This is a genomic window from Pyrococcus kukulkanii (assembly GCF_041647995.1).
Taxonomy (GTDB): Archaea; Methanobacteriota_B; Thermococci; order Thermococcales; family Thermococcaceae; genus Pyrococcus.
Map to the genome: position 1 here is coordinate 476,069 of NZ_JARRIB010000001.1, position 20,390 is coordinate 496,458.

Consider the following 20,390-nt stretch of genomic DNA (forward strand, 5'->3'; position numbering starts at 1 on the left):
CCTAAACCCCCAGAAAATCCTCAATACTTCTCTGTCTTAATTGCCTAATCAACCAACTCCTGTCTAAGTACTTACCTAAAGGATGTTGTAGTATTCTCCTAATCTCATTTAAAGCTTCCGTAAGTGTTTCAAAAGTTTGAGGAATATTTTCTAATGCCTTTCTTACCCCAACCCGAACCTGCCATACGCCAAGCGGGGCGTAATAGGCCGGTGTAACCTCCCTAAATACTATCGCACTTGCCTGCCTTTTTCTTCTCCTCAAATACTCCAAGACGCTTAACCTTGCAGCGTAATAAGCCCCACTTGTCTCTTCAGCGTACCCCTTTATTCCCCTGAAGTCCTCATAGTCATGAATCACGGAAGGCTCATCACTACCAAAAAGGGAACCTTTCAGCCAGACCTCAAGGAGCTCAAAGGCATACATCCTGGGGATTAAAAGGACTATGTACCTATTGCCCAGGAATTCGTGAAAGTACAACTCATACTCCTTTATAGGTTCATAATCAAGGATGATCTTTCTAAGGTAACTACCTATTGTGTCCTGGACTGCAGTAATGCTCCACCTTGTAGGCACTAACTTTTTCCTAACCCCAAGTAATCCAGCGGACAATAGCCTTATTATGTAATACTCATCAAAACCCGCCTCATATAAAGTTATTATCGCATCCTTGACCTTAAGTTCGTCGCTAACCACATAATCAACTTTCCTAGGTACCTTTGGGTTATCAACAATCTCAAATTTCCTTAGTATTCCCCTAGGCCCCAGTGGAGGTGCGAATTCACTCGGAAGAACCTTAATGACTGGTTTTCCTTTTAAGAGGACTTCACTATCCACGGGCTTAGAAGACAATGCCAACTCCTGAATACTTTCAATTAGCCTCCCAGATTTCCTTACATCAACATCAGCCTTTACTTGACCCATAACCAGGAGAGACCTATACCTTAGTACGTCCCCTATCGTGACGTTCTCCCAGGAGTTCGGATTATCTAGGTGAGATGTCTCACCCTCTATTGGGGGAACCAGTGGGCCAAGTCTTACCTTCGGATATCCATATTCTCCAACAAAAATGCTTGGTGGGGATGAACCGAAAATGTCCTCCCTATTTATTAAGGGAGTGACCTCTCGAACTGCCCTAAATCTTTCCAGAATGGGACAGACAGGCCTACCACAAAGGAGTTTCCTACCTTTACATACCGCACAAAGCTGAGAGTTAACCCTTATCATACGATTAATACTTCCCCCTCTGGAGAATTTAACCTTTCGGTGTCCAATGGAAAACGATATAAGCTGAGTAAACTAATCTTTCATTGAGAAAACTCCCAAGGGTGTGGAAAATGGTTAGGGCGTACGTTTTGTTGACAATTGAGATAGGAAAAGTCCAGAAGGTTATTGAGGAGATTAAGAAGATACCAGGAGTTACAAAGGCAGATGCCGTTACTGGCCCCTACGACGCTATAGTTCACATAGAGGCCTCAGACTTGGGAGAGTTAACAAGGAAGATACTCCACGATATCCATAACATTGATGGAGTTATAGACACAACCACAGCAATTGTCGTCGAAATTGAAGAAGAGTAGCTATTTCTTTCTCTTCCTAAGCTCTCTGATTTTCTGAGCAACAAGTTTGAGTGTTTTTGCCTTTCCATAGGGGCTATCTACGATGAGCATTCCATAGGTCCTCAAATCTTCATCTACCCCAGATAACCTCGGGTTTAGTTTATCTCGCTCAATCTCAATTACTTTAACCCCAATCATCTCTAAGGCATCAATTATTTCATCTAAAGAGGGATTATCAACCGCAATGTTCCTAGGGACTATCCTTCCATATTTTTTGGTGAGCCTAGCATCAAGCTCAGAGGGCCAAACAACAAATTTTCCCATTTTAAAATCCCCCAAACTTTAAAAATTTCATGGGTTTAAAATCTTTGGGGAGCAAGTATGGAACGTGGCATCATAGCTAAAATGATCATAGATGAAATAAAGAATGGAGATATAGCGATAATAGAATATCCTAGTACATTTCCCGCTCACGAACTTCTTTGGGACAACTTAGTCATGAGTTTTATTGAAGACTTTGAGGTAGTCATAGACGATTTTTTTGGTGTGGGGGATATACTTTTCAGAACGTACATAAGGAGAGTCTCCCCTGAAAAGTACAAGAGGGTAATGGAGAGGATAATGGGGAATGTTAAGGCAGTTAAAATCGGGCCTGGGAAGATTAGCTATAGTGAAATAGTTGAAGAAATTCCTCTCACGTATGAGCTCTCAGAATTTATTAAGTTGTACTACCCAGGAATAAGGGAAATCCTTGCTAAGTCATCAAAGAGGGTAGTATTCATCACGGTAGGACTTGCCGAGTACTTATATTTTGGAGGGGAGAGGGCTCTAGAGACAATTCTGCTAAGTAGAAGTGTTCTACCAATAGAAGACTGGACCTCAATATACCTCCTGAACTTGGATCTGGCCCCTGAAAAGAGCGTTGCAGCCTTAGAAGAGATAAGCCCATTGGTAATATATGCCTCAAATAAGGGAGTTCTGGTGAAGAAGGGATGATTAAGGAAGGAGAGAAAGTAGTTCTCGTTGATCCAAGGGGAAAAAGGTATTTAGTCACCGTTCAAAGCAGGGATTTCCACACCGATCTGGGAATATTAAAGCTGAAGGAGATAATTGGCAAGGAGTACGGAGAATCAATAAAGAGTCACAAAGGACATGAGTTCAAAATTCTAAAGCCCAGGATAGTGGATTATATAGATAAAATGAAACGGGGCCCTCAGATAGTCCATCCAAAGGATGCGGCATTAATAGTTGCATATGCAGGAATTTCTCCAGGGGATTTCATAGTAGAGGCTGGAGTGGGAAGTGGTGCTCTAACGCTATTCTTGGCTAATATAGTCGGTCCCCAAGGGAGGATAGTCAGCTACGAAATAAGGGAGGATTTTGCAAAGCTTGCCAGGGAGAACATAAAGTGGGCAGGTTTTGACGATCGAGTAACGATAAAGCTGAAAGACATATACGAGGGTATAGATGAGGAGAACGTTGATCACGTAATTTTAGACCTGCCCCAACCGGAAAGGGTCGTGGAGCATGCAGCAAAAGCATTAAAGCCAGGAGGATTCTTCGTTGCCTACACTCCCTGCGCTAATCAGGTGATAAGGCTTAGAGAGAAGCTGAGAGAGTTTAGAGATGTGTTCATGAGGCCAAGAACCATTGATGTAGTAATTTTTGAGCAAGAGGTAAAGAAGGAGTGCATGAGACCTACAACCACAATTCTTGCCCACACGGGCTACATAACGTTCGCCCGAAAGGTATGATCAGACGAGAGGGGGCTCATCATCGAGATTGTAACCGCTCTCAGGGTACCGTGAAGATCATCATCCAAGAGAAAGGTTTATAATTTGGATTTAAAGGTAATCCATGGGCATGGGCCCGTGGTCTAGTTGGTCATGACGCCGCCCTTACGAGGCGGAGGTCCGGGGTTCGAATCCCCGCGGGCCCACCAAATTCTGTTCTATGGTGAAATGTATGAAAGTTAGGTACGATCTAAAGAACAAATACATCCTAATTAGGGAGGGAGAAGTTACCGATACTGACGAAGTAGCGGAAGATGTTTGGGTAGAATACAATGAGAAAGGGGATATAATGGGAATAGAGATTTGGAACGCTGAAATATCAAACAAGCTTCTTTTTGAGAACCAGAAAAACTACAAAACTCAATATACCCAAAGACACTAGAAGCATTGCAAAAATTTTAGGATTTCTCTCAGATATCGTTGGTCGGGAAGTTGTAGTTATCGGAGTATTCGGCTCTATTACAGAAAGATACAAGTCTTTCCTCATGGTTTCATTTCCCTTCTTGGCGACTATGTAAAGGTTAATGCTCTCGTTTAACGTCAAAATTATTTCCCCTTCGTTGGACTTAGCGAAGTTAGAGTCAATTATCTCTCCATTCGTGTACCAGTATATCGTCACTTTCTCTCCTTTATCAAACACCTGCCCGAGGTGTTCTTCTTCAAGATTATGAAGAGTGGCTCATTAAAGTTAGACCTAGCTGCTTTTATTATCCTGTAGATAACTCTCATTTTCTCCCAATTCACTGTTTTCCAGTCATCAAGGAATATTCCGCCAGTATCGCCACTTTCGGGATTTAGACACCAGTAAAAGAAGTTGTAAATTCCCTTTTTGATTAATCAGTCGGAGAAAGCATCCTGCCAGACTTTGTCCTTACCAGTGTATTTCCCACCCCACTCCCCAATAACGAGGGTATAGTTGAGGCTCGTCAAGTAACCGAAGTGCGTCTCCCATATCTGAGGCATGTTCTTGGGGAAGTCTGGGGAATCGAAGTAGGGCATGTTGTAAACGCTGGGCCCATAAACGTGAGGAGAATAGACTACCTTGTCCCTGGGTAACCTAATGGGATAGTACTTGACTCCCATTAAGTTCTCTCCCCAAAATGTCCACCAGCCTTTCTCCTTCATCACCCTATCAATCTCAGGAACGTGAGTATACTGGATCCCCTCAACGAAAATCAGCCAGTGAGGAGCAACTTTGAGTATAGCCTTGCCAGCCCTCTCAGTAAACAACCTAAAATCTGTATTATCTCCAGTTCCCCAAAATGCCTCATCGTGAGGTTCATTCTTTATGTCGGCCCCAATAACGTTTGGATACCTCCCGAACTTCTTCGCTAAAAACACCCAATCTTGGATGTACTGCTCTTCGCTGTAGTTATCGGTGTACCACAAGGGCTCAATTTCAGTGTAGCCAATCCTATGATAGTCAAGGAGCACGTAAATGCCAAGTCTATTGGCCTCTTGAATTATCTTTTCCATTATCTCCAAGCCAGTTAGGTTTCTTAAATCAGGGTTTAACTCATAGTTTATCATGTTAGGATTGGGCATCGCACCGTGAATGGTTTCACTACAGAAGGGAAGCCTAATAGCATTAAAACCAAGCCTCTTAACGTCTTTGAGGATATTTTTCCAGTTTCTGACGTTTAAGCCATAAACGATGTGATCCTTAAGCTCAAAACCAAACCAACTAACCCCAAACAGGTAGATTCTCTCCCTTTCTCCGGTTGTCATGTTAACTTTGTATATGTTACCATTAACTGCCTCATAGTAAATAGGAGATGCAAAAACTGGGGTCGACACAATGTAATATAATAATTCATGATTCCTTTTCACTAATAAAATGTCGATGCCAGATCAGAAAAAACTTTAAAGGTGATACTCCAACCCATGGAGGGGTTTCGCCATGAGGAGGGATCGACTTTGCTAAACTCCCAAGGTCTGCCATTCTAGTACTTCAAGCGTTAGAGAGACCAATGTCTTCTAAAGAGCTGGCAAAAGCAACGAACCTTTCTGAAAGAACCGTTCGCCACGCATTGAAGGTTTTAAAGGATTCTGGTATGATCAGAGAAATCTACCTCTTAGAAGATGCTAGGAAAAGATTATATGCACTAAATCCTGGGCTTAAATTAGAGCACATTCATGACGGAATCAAGATTAGTGCGCTCTAGCTCTTCTTCAAATTTTATGCCCAGTTCGAGGATCTCTTCAGGTGTTATAGTTACTCCATCTTCGGCATTTATTCCTGGGCAACTCTCATCGTAATAGAGCCAATATTTTACTCCATTAACCTCTACAGGCTCTTCACCTTCAACTCCAAGGGACTTCCTTGACACCATAAATGGGTAGATCCTACAGATAAGGGGCCTGTGTGGGTGAACTTTACACTTCCCCGTCTCGGGATCGTGGAAGATGCAACCAAGATCCCACTCCCTAACCGATAGGACGAACCTTATCTTCCCATTCTCTATTGAAAAAGTTAAGAATCCCTGGGGATCGTAGCCAGCTTTAATTAGCCTCTCAATGTCCTTGTAGGTTAGATAAACATGCCTACCCCTGCAACAGTCTAGGCAAAAGAGGCACTTGAACTTAACAGGCTTAAGGAATGGCTTAGGCCTGAACCTCAAGCCCTATCCTCCCTAACCTTTTCTTGAGCGACTATCATCAACCCCTGCCCCAGGAGGAACATTGCATAGCCAAATTCATTTCTCTCCTTGTACTTCGAATCTATCATCTCCATTATCCTACTAACGCTGTCAAGCTTCCCCTCCAAGAGAAGGAGGATCTGCTTTGTTACGAACATCTTTATCTCTTTAGCCTTCCATTCTGAAATTCCAATGGCCTCATTAACCGTTTCACTATCATGCTTGAACTCCATACCGAGCACCACTTAGGATTCGTTCCTGGGTTTATCACCTTTTCTAGGTATATCAAGTGTTAAGGTGGGCATCAAACTTATCGCTCTTTCCGTAGTCCGCGTAAGCCCTGTCGAGCCTCTTGCTCACGTAGGGCCCGTCCTTCCTGTAGCCGAACCTACGGTAGTACTCCCTAACTCCAACCCCGCTTATCACGAGAATCTTCTTCGCATCGAACTCTTCCCTCGCTATCCTCTCAGCCTCAGCCAACAGCTCCCTGCCGTAGCCCCTGTGTTGCCACTCGTACTTGGGCTTCTCCCCTATTGGAACCAGAGGACCATAAACGTGGAGCTCCCTGACTATGGCTGAAGGACAGCAGTTTATCTCCTTTCTGTGAGCCTTTTCGCTCGGGATCCTCAGGCGGAGGAAGCCTATGAGGATGTCGTTCTTTACATCCTCAAAGCTGAGGAATATCTCCGTTCCGCCTGCAGCCTCGTAATCTTCCCTCAGCAGCTTGATGTGCTCTACCTCGGGAATCTTCCCGAACTTCTGCATCTGATGTCCAACTTCCCTGAACCTTATCTCCCTCGGCCTTATTCCCCTCCTAACTAGTTCCTCAAAGACGAGCTGCCCGAGGTTGGAGTGCTTAACCCCAGCAACTATCAGGTGAGCGGGAATGTCCCTTTGGATCCTCATGACCCTGACCCACTTTGGGAAGATCTTATAGGCCTCGACTAAGAGCTCAAGGGCTTCCTGGGTTGTGTAGGGCCTGTAAAGACCGGCCTTGTACCAAGCGTACAGGGGAGCATCCCTAGTAACAAGCGTTGGATAAATTTTCAACATGTCAGGCCTGAACTTTGGATCCTCAAAGATCGTTTTAAAGGTGTATAGATCCCTCTCAAAGTTGCTCCCAGGAAGGCCTGGCATTATGTGGTAGTTAATCTTCAACCCAGCATCCCTCAACAGCTGCGTGGCCTTAACTATCTCTTCAACTCCGTGACCCCTCCTCGTCCTCTCATGGATGAAGTTGAATATAGTCTGCACTCCAAGCTCAACCCTCGTCGTTCCAAAGGCGAGCATTCTGTCTATCTGCTTCTCAAAGGCCCAATCTGGCCTAGTTTCGATAGTTAAGCCAACCATCCTAACTTTGGCCTTCTCGTTCTTCCTCTGCTCATCCTCAAGATAGTAGTAGGGCTTCCTATGAGTCCTCTCCCAGGCCTTCTTAAACTTAGGGTCCTCTTCAAATACGGACTTGTCTTTCTGAAGGATAAGCCTTACAAGCTTCTCCTCAAGGTTCTCTATATCCTTGAAGTAGGGGAAGTCGTTCATCGCCTTAAAGGCGCACTTGATGAACCACTCCTGATAGTCCAAGTCAACGGCAGGGAAAGTTCCTCCCTGGATTATCACCTCGACCTTATCAATTGGATGACCGATGTCGTAAAGCTGCTTGAGCCTCGCCATCATGATTATGTACGGATGATAGCCGTACTGGGCAGCCCTCAAGGCCGATGGCTCCTTCCCGGTGTAGCTTTGGGGAGAGCCCACGGCAGGGCCTCCAGGACAGTAGATACAGCGTCCATGGGGACATGGGAAGGGCTTTGTCATCATGGCAACTACAGCAACTCCGCTGATGGTTCTAGTGGGCTTCTTCTTTAGGAGATCCCTGAACTCCTCCCTTCTATCTTTAGGAAGTGCCCTCCAGATTTCAGAGTTCCTGGGTAAGCGTGGAAGGTGATACTTCCTAGAGACCTCTATCTTGAGCTTGTTTAGCTCCTCTCTATCCTTAATCTCGCCACGTAAAAGGATCCTCACGATCTCCTCCACGGCTTTCTCAAACTCACCCATTGGAACACCTCTCAGCCCAAGTTAAGCATTAGCTTTAAAGTGTTTGCTTTACAACAATTTACAACGAAAAGTTTAAATTAAAGTAACTTATCATGATCTGAGGGGCATCAATGAAAATAGAGGTACTTGTTATATTATTTATGTTAGTTGTAGGGTTTAGCGGGTGCATCTCAACTGAAACTCCAACTATGACTCACACCACCCCGGAAAATACTACTACACAGCAACTAACGACTACTAAGCTCGATAAAATCTGGGTGTATGTGAATAACTCCGAATATAATGTAACTATCCTGGTTCCAGTAAATATTGCAAAAGAAGTCGAAGAACTTTTAGCCAATATAATAATTGAACAGATAGATATCGCCGCAAAGGAAGGATATAGTGGAGCTGGATTTAGAGTGTACGTATTGAAATTCCCCAAGGTTCCCGAGTCTATAAAGTTACGAGTGGATTTCAGTCCAGTACTCAATGGTACAATTGTCACATCAAACACTATCCCTTCGATTGGCATTGTTTACGATGGGAAGGTTTACTCCGGAAATATTACGATAAAAAAGCCATTAAGGAAAACTAAAGCAGATTATCAACTCAAATTTAGCGAAATAAAGAACAGGACAAGGCTAGGAACTATTTTCACGCTAGGGGTTGAGGTTGAAGTCTTCGTGGAGAAAACAGGAGATAATGAGTGGAAGATATTCGCAGTATGGAACAACGAAACCGTCGGAGGAATATACTATTCACGTGGATAGAAACCCACCATCGACCAGAATTATTGCCCCGTTGACATAGCTCGCCAGATCGCTTGCGAGGAACAGGATAACTCTAGCTACTTCATCGGGATCTCCAAACCTTCCCATTGGAAGCCTTGCGTTGAAGTTGAAGGAGATCGCAATCTTCTCCATGTCAAACTTCATTATCGCCTCTTTCTTCAGCCTTTTTACTCCTTCAGTCTCTATTCCTCCCGGAACAACGACGTTCGCCCTTATCTTCTTCCCGTACTCTCTGGCTATTGCCCTGGTTAGTGCCACAACGCCAAGCTTTGAGGCATCATAGTGAACCAAGCCCTTGGCAAATGGGAGGAAGGCCTCTATTGAGCTGACATTTACTATCACTCCCCCACGCTCCTTCCTCCTTCTCACGAAGTGCTGGCACATCTAGAAGACGGAGTCAAGGTTTATCGCCATGACCTTCCTGTAAAAGGCTTCATCAACCTCAAGGAAGTCCTTAAACCAGTAAACTCCCGCATTGTTCACGAGGACATCTGGCTCCCTACCTTTAAGCTGCTCCCAGAGGAGGTCTATCTCTTGTTTCTTTGACAGGTCAATCCTGAATGTTTCAACATTGACACTGAATTTCTCCTGAATTCTCTCCCTGACGAGGTTAAGACCCTCTTCGTTTATGTCCGAAAGGTATAAGTCAGCTCCAGCCTCGGCAAACCTGAAGGCTGTTGCTTTACCTATTCCCGAGGCCGCACCTGTTATTAGGGCAGTCTTCCCGGAGAGCGAGATGAGCTCATGGAGTGGGTTCATGGGATCACCTAAAGTATATAATAAGGTTAGGGTTATCTAAACATTATGGACTTTTGACACTGGGCTTTCCTCAGCTACTCCTGGGAATACCTAACGAGCAGATCCTCCACTATGTACCTCTTTCAATAAAGCCCTCCCAATGGCCTCCATAAAATCCCTTGGCTCATCTTCAAAGATCTTCGACAAAGGAAGATAGCACACCTTTCCTAGTTCATTTAGCTGGCTTAGCTTTGGGGTTCTCTTCCTCGGCTCTGCTATTCTCAATACGAAACGTAGGTATTAGCTTTCTTTTTCCTCCGAATATTTCGGCTAGCTCACGGCCCCAGGAATAGGCCTCCTTAATTGTCCTGGAGTTTTCCTTCCTTATCCATCCCCTAAAGATCCTCTCATCAATGATATCACCTTTAATCCCCCTCTTAACGAGGTTGAGGTACCTAAACTCCGCATACCTCTTCCCCAGCACTCCAAAGATATCAGCCATGCAAACCACAAACACTGCAACTACCTTCCCTTTTAGGCCATCATTCCTCCGAATGAACTCCAAGACTTCAGGCAGGGGCTTTTCGTAATATATCGGGGTTCCGAGGACTATGAAATCCTCCAACTCCTCCGGCCACTCTTTTCTGAGATCTACTACAATATCCCCCAGACCTTCAGCAATAGCCTCAGCTATTCTTTTTGTTGATCCCCTTCTAGTTGAAACTACTATCATTGATCATGCATGGGTGTGGGAAGTCTTAAAGGTTCCTGAGGATATTTATTGTGGTGGTGGTCATGAAGTTCTACATAGCCAGCGAAGAGGATATAAAGGCCGGAAAGACAACGGATATATACTTCATAAGGACAAAGAAGATCCTTGAGGCGAAGAACATTCACAAGAAAGTTTTTGCAGATGTAACAACCACGTCACTCCCAAAGAACTGGAAGTGGGGAGTTCTCGTTGGAGTTGAAGAAGTTGCGAAACTCCTCGAAGGATTGCCCGTGAACGTTTACGCGATGCCAGAAGGAACAATATTCCATCCATATGAACCCGTTCTTCAAATTGAGGGCTACTATGAGGATTTCGGGATTTACGAGACGGCCTTATTGGGAATGTTGAGTCAAGCAAGTGGAATTGCAACTGCGGCATTAAGAATTAAGATTGCTGCAAAGTTCAAGCCCGTATACTCCTTCGGGATTAGACACATGCATCCAGCAATAGCCCCGATGATAGATAGAGCAGCGTTCATAGGTGGTTGCGATGGTGTTTCTGGCGTTTTAGGGGCAGAGATGATGGGAGAGAAAGCAGTAGGAACTATGCCTCACGCACTGATAATCACCGTTGGAGACCAAGTAAAGGCATGGAAGTACTTCGATGAGGTAATAGAAGAGGAAGTTCCCAGGATAGCCCTAGTCGATACTTTTTATGATGAAAAGGTTGAGGCTGTAATGGCCGCGGAAACCCTTGGAAAGAAGCTGTTTGCAGTAAGGCTCGACACCCCAAGCTCAAGAAGAGGTAATTTCCGAAAAATCATTGAAGAAGTTAAATGGGAGTTAAAAGTTAGGGGCTACGACTGGGTCAAGATATTTATCTCGGGCGGATTGGACGAAGAGAAGATAAAGGAGATCGCTGATGTCGCGGATGCATTTGGAGTTGGAGGGGCAATTGCAAGCGCAAAGCCCATTGACTTCGCCTTAGATATAGTCGAAGTCGAAGGGAAGCCAATGGCAAAGAGAGGCAAGCTTAGCGGAAGAAAGCAGGTTTATCGCTGTGAGAATGGTCACTACCATGTTATTCCAGCAAATAAGAAGCTTGAGAGATGCCCGGTATGTGGAGCAAAGGTCGAGCCCCTGCTTAAACCGATAGTAGAAAACGGTGAGATTGTAGCGGAGTTTCCAAAGGCTAGGGAGATCAGGGAGTACGTACTAGAACAGGCCAAGAAGTTCAACCTAATAATAGAATAGAAATAAAGAAAGGAGGTCAGACCTCCTCAATGCTGATAGCACTAACTGGACAGGATTCCATTGCCTCCTTGGCACAGTTGTAGAGGTTCTCGTCCTCGATGACCTCAACCTTGGGCTGAGCCTTACCCTCGTCATTCATCTCGAAAACGTCTGGGCAGAGGCTTGCACAGATTGCATCTCCGATACAGGTGTCCTGGTCAACGGTTACCTTCCACGCCATCGAACCATCACCGAACTAACGTAAGCCTAGGTAAATATAAACCTTTCGTAATCTTTTCGAATTTTTCTGCCAATTTTTATCTAAAACAAAAAGTTAAAATCCGCAAGTTGGAAATTAGGGAAACCTAAGATGGTTAAATAATAGAAGGGGATCAAGAAGACTTTGAAGATAGATACTCGTGTATTGCTTTTGCTGCTTTTCTTCCATCACCCATGGCCAAGATTACAGTAGCTTCACCTCTAATTGCATCACCACCGGCAAAAACCCCAGGAATGGAAGTCATAAGGTTCTCGTTAACAACAATTGTTCCCTTCTCTGTGACCTTGAGTCCTGGGGTGGTCTTCCAGAGGATCTTGTTAGGCACTTGTCCAATTGCAATAATAACTGTGTCTGCTTCCACTGTTATGTACTCCCCGGTCCCTATGATCTTCCTCTTACCCCTGGCGTCCTTCTCCTCCAACGGCTTCATCTTCTCAAACTTCACCGCCTTGACTCTACCTTCCTCGTCTCCTATGAACTCCACGGGGTTAACGAAGAACATGAACTTAACTCCCTCCTCCTTGGCATGCTCAACTTCCTCAATTCTAGCCGTCATGTCCTCCTCTCCACGCCTATAGGCAATCGTAACCTCTGCACCCAATCTAAGGGCAGATCTCGCGGCATCCATGGCGGTGTTACCTGCTCCAATAACGACGACTTTCTTCCCAACTATTATTGGAGTATCATATTCAGGGAACTTGTAAGCCTTCATCAAGTTTATCCTAGTTAAGAATTCGTTGGCCGAGTAAATGCCGTTGAGGTTTATCCCTGGGATATTCAGGAGCTTTGGGGTTCCAGCTCCCGTTCCAATGAATACAGCATCATACTCCTCCAGTAATTCGGGAATAGTGATTGTCCTTCCAACTATATGGTCAGTCTTTATCTCAACACCTAGGATTTGAAGCTTCTTTAACTCTTTCCTGAGTATCTCCTTTGGTAGTCTAAACTCTGGAATTCCATATGCCAAAACCCCTCCAGGCTCGTGAAGTGCCTCGAATATCGTTACCTCATAACCCATCTTCGCTAATTCAGCAGCACAGGTCAAACCGGCAGGCCCAGCACCAATAACGGCAACCCTCTTCCCATTCTTCTGAATCTTCGGAACCTCTTCCATTAGCAATTCATCATCAATTCCGTGTTCTCTTGCGTAATCTGCAACGAATCTTTCGAGTTTTCCTATGTTGATTGGGTCTCCAACTTTTCCAACAACACAGACCCCCTCACACTGCTCCTCCTGAGGACAAACCCTACCAGTAATCGCAGGAAGAGAATTACAAGCCCAGATAACTCTCAAAGCTTCCTTAACCGCCTTGTGTGGATTATCTTTGTGTTCTCTTAGTTTGGCTATAAACCCTGGGATGTCTATGTGGACGGGGCATCCCTTGATGCAAGGAGCATAATCCTTAGGACACTGTAAACACCTTTCTGCTTCCTTTAAAGCTAACTCCCAAGTATAGCCAAGATTAACCTCATAAAAGTCCTTAACCCTCTCCCCAGGAGGCCTCTCAGGAGTAGGAACCCTCTCCTTGATGAGCTTAGGCAATTACATCACCCCCTAGCTTTAAGCTCTTCTAGATACTTCTCTAATGCAATTCTCTCCATTTTAGAATAGAACCCAACCCTCTGAATTAACTCGTCCCAATCAACCTGGTAAGCATCGAACTCAGGCCCATCAACACAGGCAAACTTCACTTCTCCTCCAACTCTTACTCTACAAGCTCCACACATTCCAGTCCCATCAACCATTATAGGATGGAGGTCAACTCTCATTGGAATGTCAAACTCCTTAACTACTTCAAATACGGCCTTTTGATCTCCTGGAGGGCCTACCATAAACACAAGATCCCAGTTTTCATGCTCCAGAAGCTCCCTAACTTTCTCCACGAGTCTCTTAGTCACATATCTCATGTTGGTCCTGAGATCAAGATTCTGATTCAGTTTCACTGGCTCAACTATATGCCTTGAAACGGCCTTTTCGAGATAGTCTTTGAGAATTACCATAGGTTCAAAGGTTACGTGTAATGTCGTTACGTCATTTCCAATCTCCTGCCACGCCTTAGCTATAGGATAAACCTCAACTATACCTACATAAGCACCGATTGCAAGTACCTTGCCAAACTTCTCCATTGGAGCGGGATTGCCCAACGGACCGGCAACATTTAGTAGGGAATCTCCTTCGCTGAGTTCAAGGGCCATTCTCATCGTAGTCTTTCCCCGTGTGAATACTACTAGTACTATCCATCCTTCATTCCTGTCCCACATCACAGGAGTTAGAGGGATTCTCTCACCATTTTGGAATGCCCTAACGATAACAAACTGACCCGGTTGGACTTTTCTGGCAACATGGGGAGCATAGATTTTATACCAGGTATTTCTCATCGCAATTTCTCTCTTCTCAAGGATCTTGTACACTATGAACACCTCCGTTCGAATGAACATTTTTGAACATTACATTAGATTGTGAACGTTTTGTGCTTATAAAATTATTGTAAACAAAAGGTGAAAGATATGAAGCCCCTAAAAGGAAACGCCAGAAGGATTTTTGATAGGTATCCAAAACTGTGTATAATTTTCTTTCAAACGAAAATCTATTAAGTGAACTTCCAAGGCTGAAATGATGGTGAAAGTCCATATTGAAAATTACGGTTGCGCGAGAAACAGGGCAGATGGAGAGATGATGGCTGCTCTCCTCTACTTAGCAGGATACAAGCTAGTTGATGCAGCCGATGAAGCAGAAATAGTTATTGTGAATAGCTGTGCTGTCAAAGATCCAACGGAGAGAAAGATAGCAAGAAGGATTAGGGAACTCCTAGATAGAGGAAAGAAAGTTATAGTTACCGGATGCCTCCCTCACGTTAACCCCGAAATCATAGATGAAAGAGTTTCTGCGATATTGGGAGTTAAGAGCATAGATAGAATTACCCAAGCAGTTGAGTACGCTTTAAGGGGAGAGAAGCTAATAAGTGTTCCCGATTGGAGGAAGAGAAATTTGGATAAGCTTGACCTCCCCAGGTTGTCCCCAAGAGGTGTTCACTTTATAGTGCCGATAGCTGAAGGTTGCCTGAATGCATGCACGTACTGTGCAACGAGACTTGCCAGAGGAGTCTTAAAGAGTTATGCCCCAGAAAAAGTTGTTGAATGGGTGAAATGGGCAATTAGACAAGGATACAAGGAGATATGGCTTTCAGCAGAAGATACCGGATGTTATGGTTTTGACATAGGAACCAACCTAGCTAAGCTTTTAGAGGAGATAACTGCAATAGACGGAGAATTCAGGGTAAGGGTTGGAATGATGAACCCAAATCACGTCATAAAGTTTCTTGACGAACTTATAGATGCTTACAAGGATGAGAAAGTCTATAAATTTTTACACTTACCCGTTCAGAGCGGGGATAATGATATCCTGAGGAGAATGGGAAGAAATTATACCGTGGAAGAGTTCGAAGAAATAGTCAGGACCTTTAAAAGGGAATTTCCAGACCTAAACTTACACACCGATATAATCGTAGGCTTTCCTGGAGAGACAGAGGAAGCATTTCAAAGAAGCGTTGAACTAATAAAGAGAATTAAGCCAGATAAGGTTAACGTTTCAAGGTACTCCCCAAGGCCAGGAACTGTAGCAGCTAAATGGAAACAGCTTCCTGGATGGCTCATAAAGGAAAGGTCAAGAATAATGCACAGAATAAGGTTACAGATTAGTTATGAGATTAACAAAAAGTACATTGGGAGAAGGCTAAGGGTTCTTATTCATGGGAAAGGGAAGAAAGGAAACGTGGATGCCGTTACGATGAATTACAAGCATATAATTTTACCCCAAGGAGAAAAAGGCAAATTCGCAGAAGTAAAAGTTAAAGGAGCAACTTCAACGTATCTTTTAGGCGAGATAGTAAGCTAAGGTTTTTAATAATTTATTCCAATTTATTCTGGTGGTGAGAATGGCTAAGGGGCTTCAGGCTCACAACATCAGGATAAGAACGTTCATCCATGCAACTGAGGATCCTGAAAAGGTACTTGAAGCCCTTGAAACGTTATTCCCCGAGGACATCTCCGCCAAGGATGTGGACTTTGAAGTCATCGAAACTGAAGGATACTTCGGTAATCCCATCCTAGTCGTTGATGCAGAACTAAGACACTCAAGAAACGTAAGGAAGTTTCTCGAAAATTTAAGGAACATGCTCAGCGAAGAAGATAGGAGGTACCTTTGGGAGCACGCGGAGGAAAAGGTTGACGAGACTGGAACGTTTTACATAAGGTTTGATAAACAGAAAGCCTACTTAGGGGAGGTAAAAGTTAGCGAAGGAGAAGATGTAATCCATGTGAGGATTAAGGTAAAGGCGTTTCCCATGAAAAAAGAGAGTGTTGTCAAAGCAGTGAAGGAATGGCTGGAGGGTGGGGAGTGAAATGGATTGAAATGGACATAAGGAATGAGGAGGCGTTCAAATTAGCCAAAGAATGGTTTGATGAAGTTATTTTTTCCTATGAAGTTCCCCCAGGAAGCCTCGACAAATTAACTTTAAGGGAACTTAAAGAAAGATATGGAAAAGTTGCAATAACATTAATCAATCCAAAACCAAGCTTAGTCAAAGAAGTTATTCAGAAGTTTAAGCAGGACTATTTAATTTACGTCGAATCAAAAGACCTTAGGATTGTTAGATATTCAATTGAAAGGGGTGTCGATGCAATTATAAGTCCCTGGGCAGGAAGAAAGGATGCAGGGATAGACCATGTCCTAGCAAGATTAATGGCAAGAAAAAACGTGGCCCTAGGGTTCTCCCTAAGACCACTACTTTATGCAAGCCAATACGAGAGGGCAAACATGCTAAGGTTTATGAGAAAGGCATGGGAACTTGCCAACAAATACAAGCTCAGAAGATTCTTAACATCCTCATCCAAGAGCAAGTGGGAAGTCAGAGAACCAAGGGATCTTGCAAGTTTGGGGATAATCTTAGGCATGGACATGCCACAAGCAAAGGCATCTCTCTCTATGTATCCAGAACTCACTCTAAAAAGGCTTAAATAAGATTAAGGTAATACAATTCAAGCTAAAGCAAGGGAGGGTGGAGGGTTGGACATAGATCTTCTCATGTCAACTCCAGAGGAGCTTGAGAGGGAAGGGTACAGGTACATCAAGGAAGGTAAAATTAAGGACGGCGTTAAAATGCTTGTGAGGGCAGCTAAGGGGTATGAAGAAAAAAAGGACATCCAAAAAGCAGCAGGTTTATACAAAGAAGCTGGAATACTATTGAGAAATAAGCTGGGATTGTATGAACAGGCAAAGCCCATAACATTAAGGGCAGCATACCTTTACTTACGGATAATAGAGAGGGAAATTGATAAATCAGAAGTCAATTTGGATAAGTTGACTAACTCATGCCTAAGTGTAATAGAGGCATTCACGTTTCTTGGAGATCAAGAACACGTTAGAAAATACGCTGAAGAATTTGCTAAAATGTACGAAGATTTAGGCTCAAGCTACGAGGAAGCAGGGGAAACCGAGTCAGCAATAGTAGCATATGAATCAGCTTATAGGTATTATGATCTCCTCTCAAATAAGGAAGGAATAGAAAGAATAGCCGGAAGATTGGTAGAAATCTATGGAAAGATTGCAGAGGACGCAATTTCGAATGAGATGTACGAAGAGAGCGCAGAAGCCTTCGAAAGGGTAGCCAATTATATAAAGGCCATATTCGGGTATGATGAAAGGTACAGGGAACTAATGGAGACAGCAGGAAAACACTACGAAAAAGCCAGCAAATTGGCATACGCTGAAGGTGACTTGGAAACCATGACAAGGCTTCTACTTAAAGCTCAGTATGCATATCTGCTCGCAAGAAATTTTAACAGAGCCAATCTTATTGGAGTGAACTTGATTAAGATGCTCAATCAAGTTATTGAAACATACAGGAGTTCAGGAAGATTTGACATAGTAGGGGATAAGCTCATTGAACTAGCAGAAGCGCTAGTGGGGTTAGGAAAGTTTGAGAACGCAATGAAAGTTTATAGAGAGGCATTGGAGGAAACCGGGGGCAGGATCGATATAAGGGCTAGGATAAGGACGAGTATTATAAAATATATCGCGGCAAAAGAAATGAAGTTAGAGATGCTAAAAATACTTGACGCTATTGCCTTCCTAATGAAGCATGCTAAGTTCCTTGATGCTATAGAATTAGCAGAAGAGGCAATAAGAAAATATGAAGAAGGAGAAAAAGTATTAAAGGCTATGTACCAAGCAGAGGGACTCAAGTAAACCATCTCTCAATAAGATAGCTCTTCTCCTTTAAGAATGTCCTAGCTCTTTCTCTGATAAGTCTTTCGGCCTCTATTGTAGTCATATCCACAGTCTTTATTACGAAATCAGCTGTCTTAGCAAAGTAGAGAGGTATCAAAGGTTCTGCATTTTTTATAACTCCATTCTTGTAGGCCACTGCACCATCAAAGAGAGCCCTTGCCCATAACTCATCTGGGAATTCGAAGCTTTCAAGAGCCTTCACTACGCCATTAAACGTTTCTCCACTAAGAATCTTTCTCAAAATATCCTTTTCTTTCTCAAATAGTTCTTTTGATTTCCGTTTTAATAATTCAAGGGTTACTTTAACTTCTTCAGGCTCCCCTCTAACTTCCTCTCCCCAAGTCTCAACAGCCCTTATCTCCTTAACATCTCTCCAAACTTTTTCATATCTCTTCATTAACATGAACAGGGTACCAACGACTTGGTTAAACATTGGACCCAGGGAAGCAGCAGGATCCTTTGGATTGTGTATCTTCATCCCCAGGCTTACCTGAACTACTTTCTTCTTGTTGGCGATGGCTGTCGTCGTGAGGAATATGTCAACTCCAAACCTAGCAACGTCAGTCTTCCACACTTCCTCGTCCTTGAGGTACAGGTCTATCATCTTGGCGCTTATGCCAAAATCTCCACCAATGGGTTGCCTTATGTCGTACCCATACAGGGAGGCTGTCATTGGATAGGCGATGTTGTTGGTTATGGTTCCATCCCACTTGTGTCTCAGGTAGAGGGGAGCAACGAAATCGTAGCCCTTTTCAATTGGCTCAGCAAACTTATATATCCACTCTGGGGTTATACTTCTCAAATCACTATCAACGAAGACTACTGCATCAGCATCCCTTTCTCTCGCAAATTCCATGATCTCCTTCATAGCACTGCCCTTTCCAGGAATTGGCCACTTGTAGACAAAGCTGTGAACCTCAACACCTTGAGGAACCTTTGTTGAAAGGACAACATCTCTCGTTCCATCCGTGCTACCACCATCTGCATTAACTATAATTCCTCCACCAAAGTACTTCTTAAGGCCTTCAGCAGCTTGCTTTACAACGTACCCTATGGTGTCAGCGTTGTTATAGCTCGGAATTCCAACGACCACCTTCATTTTCAACCACCTCCACTCTTATCTCCTCCTAAGAATTTTAAAACTTTTAGTAACTAAATTGAGCATTAAGGAAAGTCGGGATTAATTGAGCTTTTCATGCTAATACAGCCGTATTTATCATCTATATTTGACATTCAAAAATGACCGTCACTTTTTTTAACCTTAAGCCTCTCTAAATAGTTACAGGTGAGCGGTCATGCCAGAGAGACTCAAAGTCGGCGTGATAGGCTGTGGAAACATCTTTAACCTAGCCCACAAGCCAGCACTAAAGGCCATGAGGAAAACGATAAAGGTAGTAGCGGTAATGGATATAGACGAGGAAGCAGCAAAAAAAGCAGGGAAAGAGCTCAATGCTAAGGTCTTCACGAACTTAGATGAGTTCCTAGAGCAAGAAATGGATGTTGTTGAGATATTAACTCCAACGTACACACATGCAGAGCTCACAATAAAAGCGCTGAAGGCTGGCAAGAATGTAATAGTCGAGAAGCCAATAGCATTAACGGTAGAGGAAGCGGAAAAAATGATTAAGGAGGCAGAGCAACAGGGGCTTAAGCTTTTTGTTGGCCACGTAAGGAGGTTCGACAAGAGATGGAGACAAATAAAAGATGTGATAAAATCCAGGAACATTCTACCAATGCAGATTAGGAAGACCGAAGTGCAACACCTACCATTTCCCGCCGACTACTGGTACTGGGATGAGAGCAAGAGTGGCGGAGTTATCACAGATCTCGGCGTTCACGTGACAGACTTCCTGAGATGGTTTTTTGAGAGTGAGCCCGTTGAGGTGTTTGCAATAGGAAAAGCGATAAGAGGAGAGGCAAGAGTAAACAAGACTTACGATCATGTCGTCATGTTCATAAAGTTCGAGGGAGACAAAACCGGAATAGCTGAAGTGAGCTGGAGCTATCCGCTACCGGCTAAGTACGGCGTCTTCTACCACCACCTTGATATAATAGGGAAGAACGGGAGGATAAGGTACACCCCACTGGATACTCCAGTCGTGGGAGTTGTAAAGAGCACATTCGAGATGCCAAGGTTCTCACCAATGCTGTCAACGTTTCCCGAAGCATTTGAGGCTGAGCTTAGACACTTCTTTGAATGCATAAAGAGTGACTGTGAACCCGTTGTTACAGCAAAAGATGCTCTAATAGCTTTATACATAGCGGAAAAGGCGAGAGAGAGCATTAGAAAGGGCGAGCCCGTTAAGTTGGAGGTGATGTGAT

Annotated in this window: 23 protein-coding genes, 1 tRNA gene and 1 pseudogene; 13 read left to right on the forward strand and 12 right to left on the reverse strand. The window is 43.8% G+C overall.

Annotated features, from left to right (window positions below):
* Position 1 precedes the first annotated feature (1 nt).
* Entirely contained in the window at positions 2-1,225 is a 1,224-nt protein-coding gene (locus P8X24_RS02900) for an Nre family DNA repair protein (RefSeq protein ID WP_372913975.1), read from the reverse strand.
* A 110-nt stretch (positions 1,226-1,335) separates the two neighbouring features.
* Between P8X24_RS02900 and P8X24_RS02905 the strand changes: the two genes are divergently transcribed.
* Positions 1,336-1,578 (forward strand): Lrp/AsnC family transcriptional regulator, encoded by a 243-nt coding sequence (locus P8X24_RS02905; protein WP_372913976.1) that lies wholly within the window; start codon positions 1,336-1,338, stop codon positions 1,576-1,578.
* Here the strand turns inward: P8X24_RS02905 and P8X24_RS02910 are convergent, their stop codons facing one another.
* Positions 1,579-1,881 (reverse strand): signal recognition particle protein Srp19, encoded by a 303-nt coding sequence (locus P8X24_RS02910; RefSeq protein ID WP_372914184.1) that lies wholly within the window; start codon positions 1,879-1,881, stop codon positions 1,579-1,581.
* Between the two features lie 57 nt (positions 1,882-1,938).
* On the opposite strand from P8X24_RS02910, the gene P8X24_RS02915 reads away from it, so the two are divergent.
* From P8X24_RS02915 to P8X24_RS02930, 4 genes are all read left to right on the forward strand, one after another.
* Positions 1,939-2,553, forward strand: coding sequence for a DUF257 family protein (locus tag P8X24_RS02915; RefSeq protein ID WP_372913977.1), 615 nt, complete (start codon positions 1,939-1,941; stop codon positions 2,551-2,553).
* Complete coding sequence (locus P8X24_RS02920; protein ID WP_372913978.1) at positions 2,550-3,311, forward strand: tRNA (adenine-N1)-methyltransferase; 762 nt, start codon at positions 2,550-2,552, stop codon at positions 3,309-3,311. Before P8X24_RS02915 ends, P8X24_RS02920 begins: the two co-directional genes overlap by 4 nt.
* Positions 3,312-3,422: 111 nt before the next feature.
* Positions 3,423-3,499, forward strand: a tRNA-Val gene (locus P8X24_RS02925).
* Between the two features lie 23 nt (positions 3,500-3,522).
* On the forward strand, positions 3,523-3,732 hold the full coding sequence (locus tag P8X24_RS02930) for a DUF2283 domain-containing protein (protein WP_372913979.1): 210 nt from the start codon (positions 3,523-3,525) through the stop codon (positions 3,730-3,732).
* Positions 3,733-4,187: 455 nt separating this feature from the next.
* Here P8X24_RS02930 and P8X24_RS02935 read toward each other — a convergent pair whose 3' ends face one another.
* Entirely contained in the window at positions 4,188-5,180 is a 993-nt protein-coding gene (locus P8X24_RS02935; protein ID WP_372913980.1) for a glycoside hydrolase family 5 protein, read from the reverse strand.
* Between the two features lie 110 nt (positions 5,181-5,290).
* On the opposite strand from P8X24_RS02935, the gene P8X24_RS02940 reads away from it, so the two are divergent.
* Entirely contained in the window at positions 5,291-5,515 is a 225-nt protein-coding gene (locus tag P8X24_RS02940; protein WP_372914185.1) for a helix-turn-helix domain-containing protein, read from the forward strand.
* On the opposite strand, the gene P8X24_RS02945 is transcribed toward P8X24_RS02940, so the two are convergent.
* From P8X24_RS02945 to P8X24_RS02955, 3 genes are read right to left on the reverse strand one after another with little or no spacing between them, the layout of a single operon-like run.
* Positions 5,474-5,971 (reverse strand): YkgJ family cysteine cluster protein, encoded by a 498-nt coding sequence (locus tag P8X24_RS02945; protein WP_372913981.1) that lies wholly within the window; start codon positions 5,969-5,971, stop codon positions 5,474-5,476. The two genes, P8X24_RS02940 and P8X24_RS02945, sit on opposite strands and share 42 nt — an antisense overlap.
* A complete protein-coding gene (locus P8X24_RS02950; protein ID WP_372913982.1) occupies positions 5,968-6,222 on the reverse strand; it encodes a hypothetical protein in 255 nt (84 codons plus the stop codon). Before P8X24_RS02950 ends, P8X24_RS02945 begins: the two co-directional genes overlap by 4 nt.
* Positions 6,223-6,274: 52 nt before the next feature.
* Positions 6,275-8,044 carry a tRNA uridine(34) 5-carboxymethylaminomethyl modification radical SAM/GNAT enzyme Elp3 gene (locus P8X24_RS02955; protein ID WP_372913983.1) on the reverse strand — a complete coding sequence of 590 codons (1,770 nt, stop codon included), beginning with the start codon at positions 8,042-8,044 and terminating at the stop codon, positions 6,275-6,277.
* A 110-nt stretch (positions 8,045-8,154) separates the two neighbouring features.
* On the opposite strand from P8X24_RS02955, the gene P8X24_RS02960 reads away from it, so the two are divergent.
* Positions 8,155-8,796, forward strand: a complete 642-nt coding sequence (locus P8X24_RS02960) for a hypothetical protein (RefSeq protein ID WP_372913984.1) — start codon at positions 8,155-8,157, stop codon at positions 8,794-8,796.
* On the opposite strand, the pseudogene P8X24_RS02965 reads toward P8X24_RS02960, so the two are convergent.
* Both P8X24_RS02965 and P8X24_RS02970 read right to left on the reverse strand, forming a co-directional pair.
* Positions 8,785-9,576: pseudogene (locus tag P8X24_RS02965) on the reverse strand (SDR family NAD(P)-dependent oxidoreductase). The gene P8X24_RS02960 and the pseudogene P8X24_RS02965 sit on opposite strands and share 12 nt — an antisense overlap.
* A 211-nt stretch (positions 9,577-9,787) precedes the next feature.
* Positions 9,788-10,288 carry a flavodoxin family protein gene (locus P8X24_RS02970; RefSeq protein ID WP_372913985.1) on the reverse strand — a complete coding sequence of 167 codons (501 nt, stop codon included), beginning with the start codon at positions 10,286-10,288 and terminating at the stop codon, positions 9,788-9,790.
* A 62-nt stretch (positions 10,289-10,350) separates the two neighbouring features.
* Here P8X24_RS02970 and P8X24_RS02975 point away from each other — a divergent pair, with 62 nt between their 5' ends.
* Positions 10,351-11,520 carry a nicotinate phosphoribosyltransferase gene (locus P8X24_RS02975; RefSeq protein WP_372913986.1) on the forward strand — a complete coding sequence of 390 codons (1,170 nt, stop codon included), beginning with the start codon at positions 10,351-10,353 and terminating at the stop codon, positions 11,518-11,520.
* Positions 11,521-11,536: 16 nt separating this feature from the next.
* Here P8X24_RS02975 and P8X24_RS02980 read toward each other — a convergent pair whose 3' ends face one another.
* The 3 genes from P8X24_RS02980 to P8X24_RS02990 form a co-directional block, all read right to left on the reverse strand.
* The gene (locus tag P8X24_RS02980) at positions 11,537-11,740 is read right to left on the reverse strand and encodes a ferredoxin (protein ID WP_372913987.1); all 204 of its coding nucleotides are present in this window, start codon (positions 11,738-11,740) and stop codon (positions 11,537-11,539) included.
* A gap of 151 nt (positions 11,741-11,891) precedes the next feature.
* Positions 11,892-13,322 carry an NADPH-dependent glutamate synthase gene (gene gltA, locus P8X24_RS02985; protein ID WP_372913988.1) on the reverse strand — a complete coding sequence of 477 codons (1,431 nt, stop codon included), beginning with the start codon at positions 13,320-13,322 and terminating at the stop codon, positions 11,892-11,894.
* A gap of 5 nt (positions 13,323-13,327) precedes the next feature.
* Complete coding sequence (locus P8X24_RS02990) at positions 13,328-14,191, reverse strand: sulfide/dihydroorotate dehydrogenase-like FAD/NAD-binding protein (protein ID WP_372913989.1); 864 nt, start codon at positions 14,189-14,191, stop codon at positions 13,328-13,330.
* 205 nt (positions 14,192-14,396) lie between these two features.
* On the opposite strand from P8X24_RS02990, the gene P8X24_RS02995 reads away from it, so the two are divergent.
* From P8X24_RS02995 to P8X24_RS03010, 4 genes are read left to right on the forward strand one after another with little or no spacing between them, the layout of a single operon-like run.
* On the forward strand, positions 14,397-15,674 hold the full coding sequence (locus P8X24_RS02995) for a tRNA (N(6)-L-threonylcarbamoyladenosine(37)-C(2))-methylthiotransferase (protein WP_372913990.1): 1,278 nt from the start codon (positions 14,397-14,399) through the stop codon (positions 15,672-15,674).
* A 40-nt stretch (positions 15,675-15,714) separates the two neighbouring features.
* A complete protein-coding gene (locus P8X24_RS03000; RefSeq protein WP_372914186.1) occupies positions 15,715-16,179 on the forward strand; it encodes an RNA-binding protein in 465 nt (154 codons plus the stop codon).
* Complete coding sequence (locus tag P8X24_RS03005; protein WP_372913991.1) at positions 16,158-16,799, forward strand: Ribonuclease P protein component 3; 642 nt, start codon at positions 16,158-16,160, stop codon at positions 16,797-16,799. The genes P8X24_RS03000 and P8X24_RS03005 overlap by 22 nt, the downstream gene beginning before the upstream one ends.
* A 45-nt stretch (positions 16,800-16,844) precedes the next feature.
* On the forward strand, positions 16,845-18,026 hold the full coding sequence (locus P8X24_RS03010) for a hypothetical protein (RefSeq protein ID WP_372913992.1): 1,182 nt from the start codon (positions 16,845-16,847) through the stop codon (positions 18,024-18,026).
* Here the strand turns inward: P8X24_RS03010 and P8X24_RS03015 are convergent.
* The gene (locus P8X24_RS03015) at positions 18,019-19,167 is read right to left on the reverse strand and encodes a glycosyltransferase (RefSeq protein WP_372913993.1); all 1,149 of its coding nucleotides are present in this window, start codon (positions 19,165-19,167) and stop codon (positions 18,019-18,021) included. The two genes, P8X24_RS03010 and P8X24_RS03015, sit on opposite strands and share 8 nt — an antisense overlap.
* A gap of 196 nt (positions 19,168-19,363) precedes the next feature.
* Between P8X24_RS03015 and P8X24_RS03020 the strand changes: the two genes are divergently transcribed.
* Entirely contained in the window at positions 19,364-20,389 is a 1,026-nt protein-coding gene (locus P8X24_RS03020; RefSeq protein ID WP_372913994.1) for a Gfo/Idh/MocA family protein, read from the forward strand.
* Position 20,390: the final 1 nt, after the last annotated feature.

Bases quoted from the DNA above. Each gene is read 5' to 3' on its own strand.
- P8X24_RS02900 (WP_372913975.1), bottom strand. From the start codon at position 1,225: ATGATAAGGGTTAACTCTCAGCTTTGTGCGGTATGTAAAGGTAGGAAA.
- P8X24_RS02905 (WP_372913976.1), top strand. From the start codon at position 1,336: ATGGTTAGGGCGTACGTTTTGTTGACAATTGAGATAGGAAAAGTCCAG.
- P8X24_RS02910 (WP_372914184.1), bottom strand. From the start codon at position 1,881: ATGGGAAAATTTGTTGTTTGGCCCTCTGAGCTTGATGCTAGGCTCACC.
- P8X24_RS02915 (WP_372913977.1), top strand. From the start codon at position 1,939: ATGGAACGTGGCATCATAGCTAAAATGATCATAGATGAAATAAAGAAT.
- P8X24_RS02920 (WP_372913978.1), top strand. From the start codon at position 2,550: ATGATTAAGGAAGGAGAGAAAGTAGTTCTCGTTGATCCAAGGGGAAAA.
- P8X24_RS02930 (WP_372913979.1), top strand. From the start codon at position 3,523: ATGAAAGTTAGGTACGATCTAAAGAACAAATACATCCTAATTAGGGAG.
- P8X24_RS02950 (WP_372913982.1), bottom strand. From the start codon at position 6,222: ATGGAGTTCAAGCATGATAGTGAAACGGTTAATGAGGCCATTGGAATT.
- P8X24_RS02955 (WP_372913983.1), bottom strand. From the start codon at position 8,044: ATGGGTGAGTTTGAGAAAGCCGTGGAGGAGATCGTGAGGATCCTTTTA.
- P8X24_RS02960 (WP_372913984.1), top strand. From the start codon at position 8,155: ATGAAAATAGAGGTACTTGTTATATTATTTATGTTAGTTGTAGGGTTT.
- P8X24_RS02970 (WP_372913985.1), bottom strand. From the start codon at position 10,288: ATGATAGTAGTTTCAACTAGAAGGGGATCAACAAAAAGAATAGCTGAG.
- P8X24_RS02975 (WP_372913986.1), top strand. From the start codon at position 10,351: ATGAAGTTCTACATAGCCAGCGAAGAGGATATAAAGGCCGGAAAGACA.
- P8X24_RS02980 (WP_372913987.1), bottom strand. From the start codon at position 11,740: ATGGCGTGGAAGGTAACCGTTGACCAGGACACCTGTATCGGAGATGCA.
- P8X24_RS02995 (WP_372913990.1), top strand. From the start codon at position 14,397: ATGGTGAAAGTCCATATTGAAAATTACGGTTGCGCGAGAAACAGGGCA.
- P8X24_RS03000 (WP_372914186.1), top strand. From the start codon at position 15,715: ATGGCTAAGGGGCTTCAGGCTCACAACATCAGGATAAGAACGTTCATC.
- P8X24_RS03005 (WP_372913991.1), top strand. From the start codon at position 16,158: ATGGCTGGAGGGTGGGGAGTGAAATGGATTGAAATGGACATAAGGAAT.
- P8X24_RS03015 (WP_372913993.1), bottom strand. From the start codon at position 19,167: ATGAAGGTGGTCGTTGGAATTCCGAGCTATAACAACGCTGACACCATA.
- P8X24_RS03020 (WP_372913994.1), top strand. From the start codon at position 19,364: ATGCCAGAGAGACTCAAAGTCGGCGTGATAGGCTGTGGAAACATCTTT.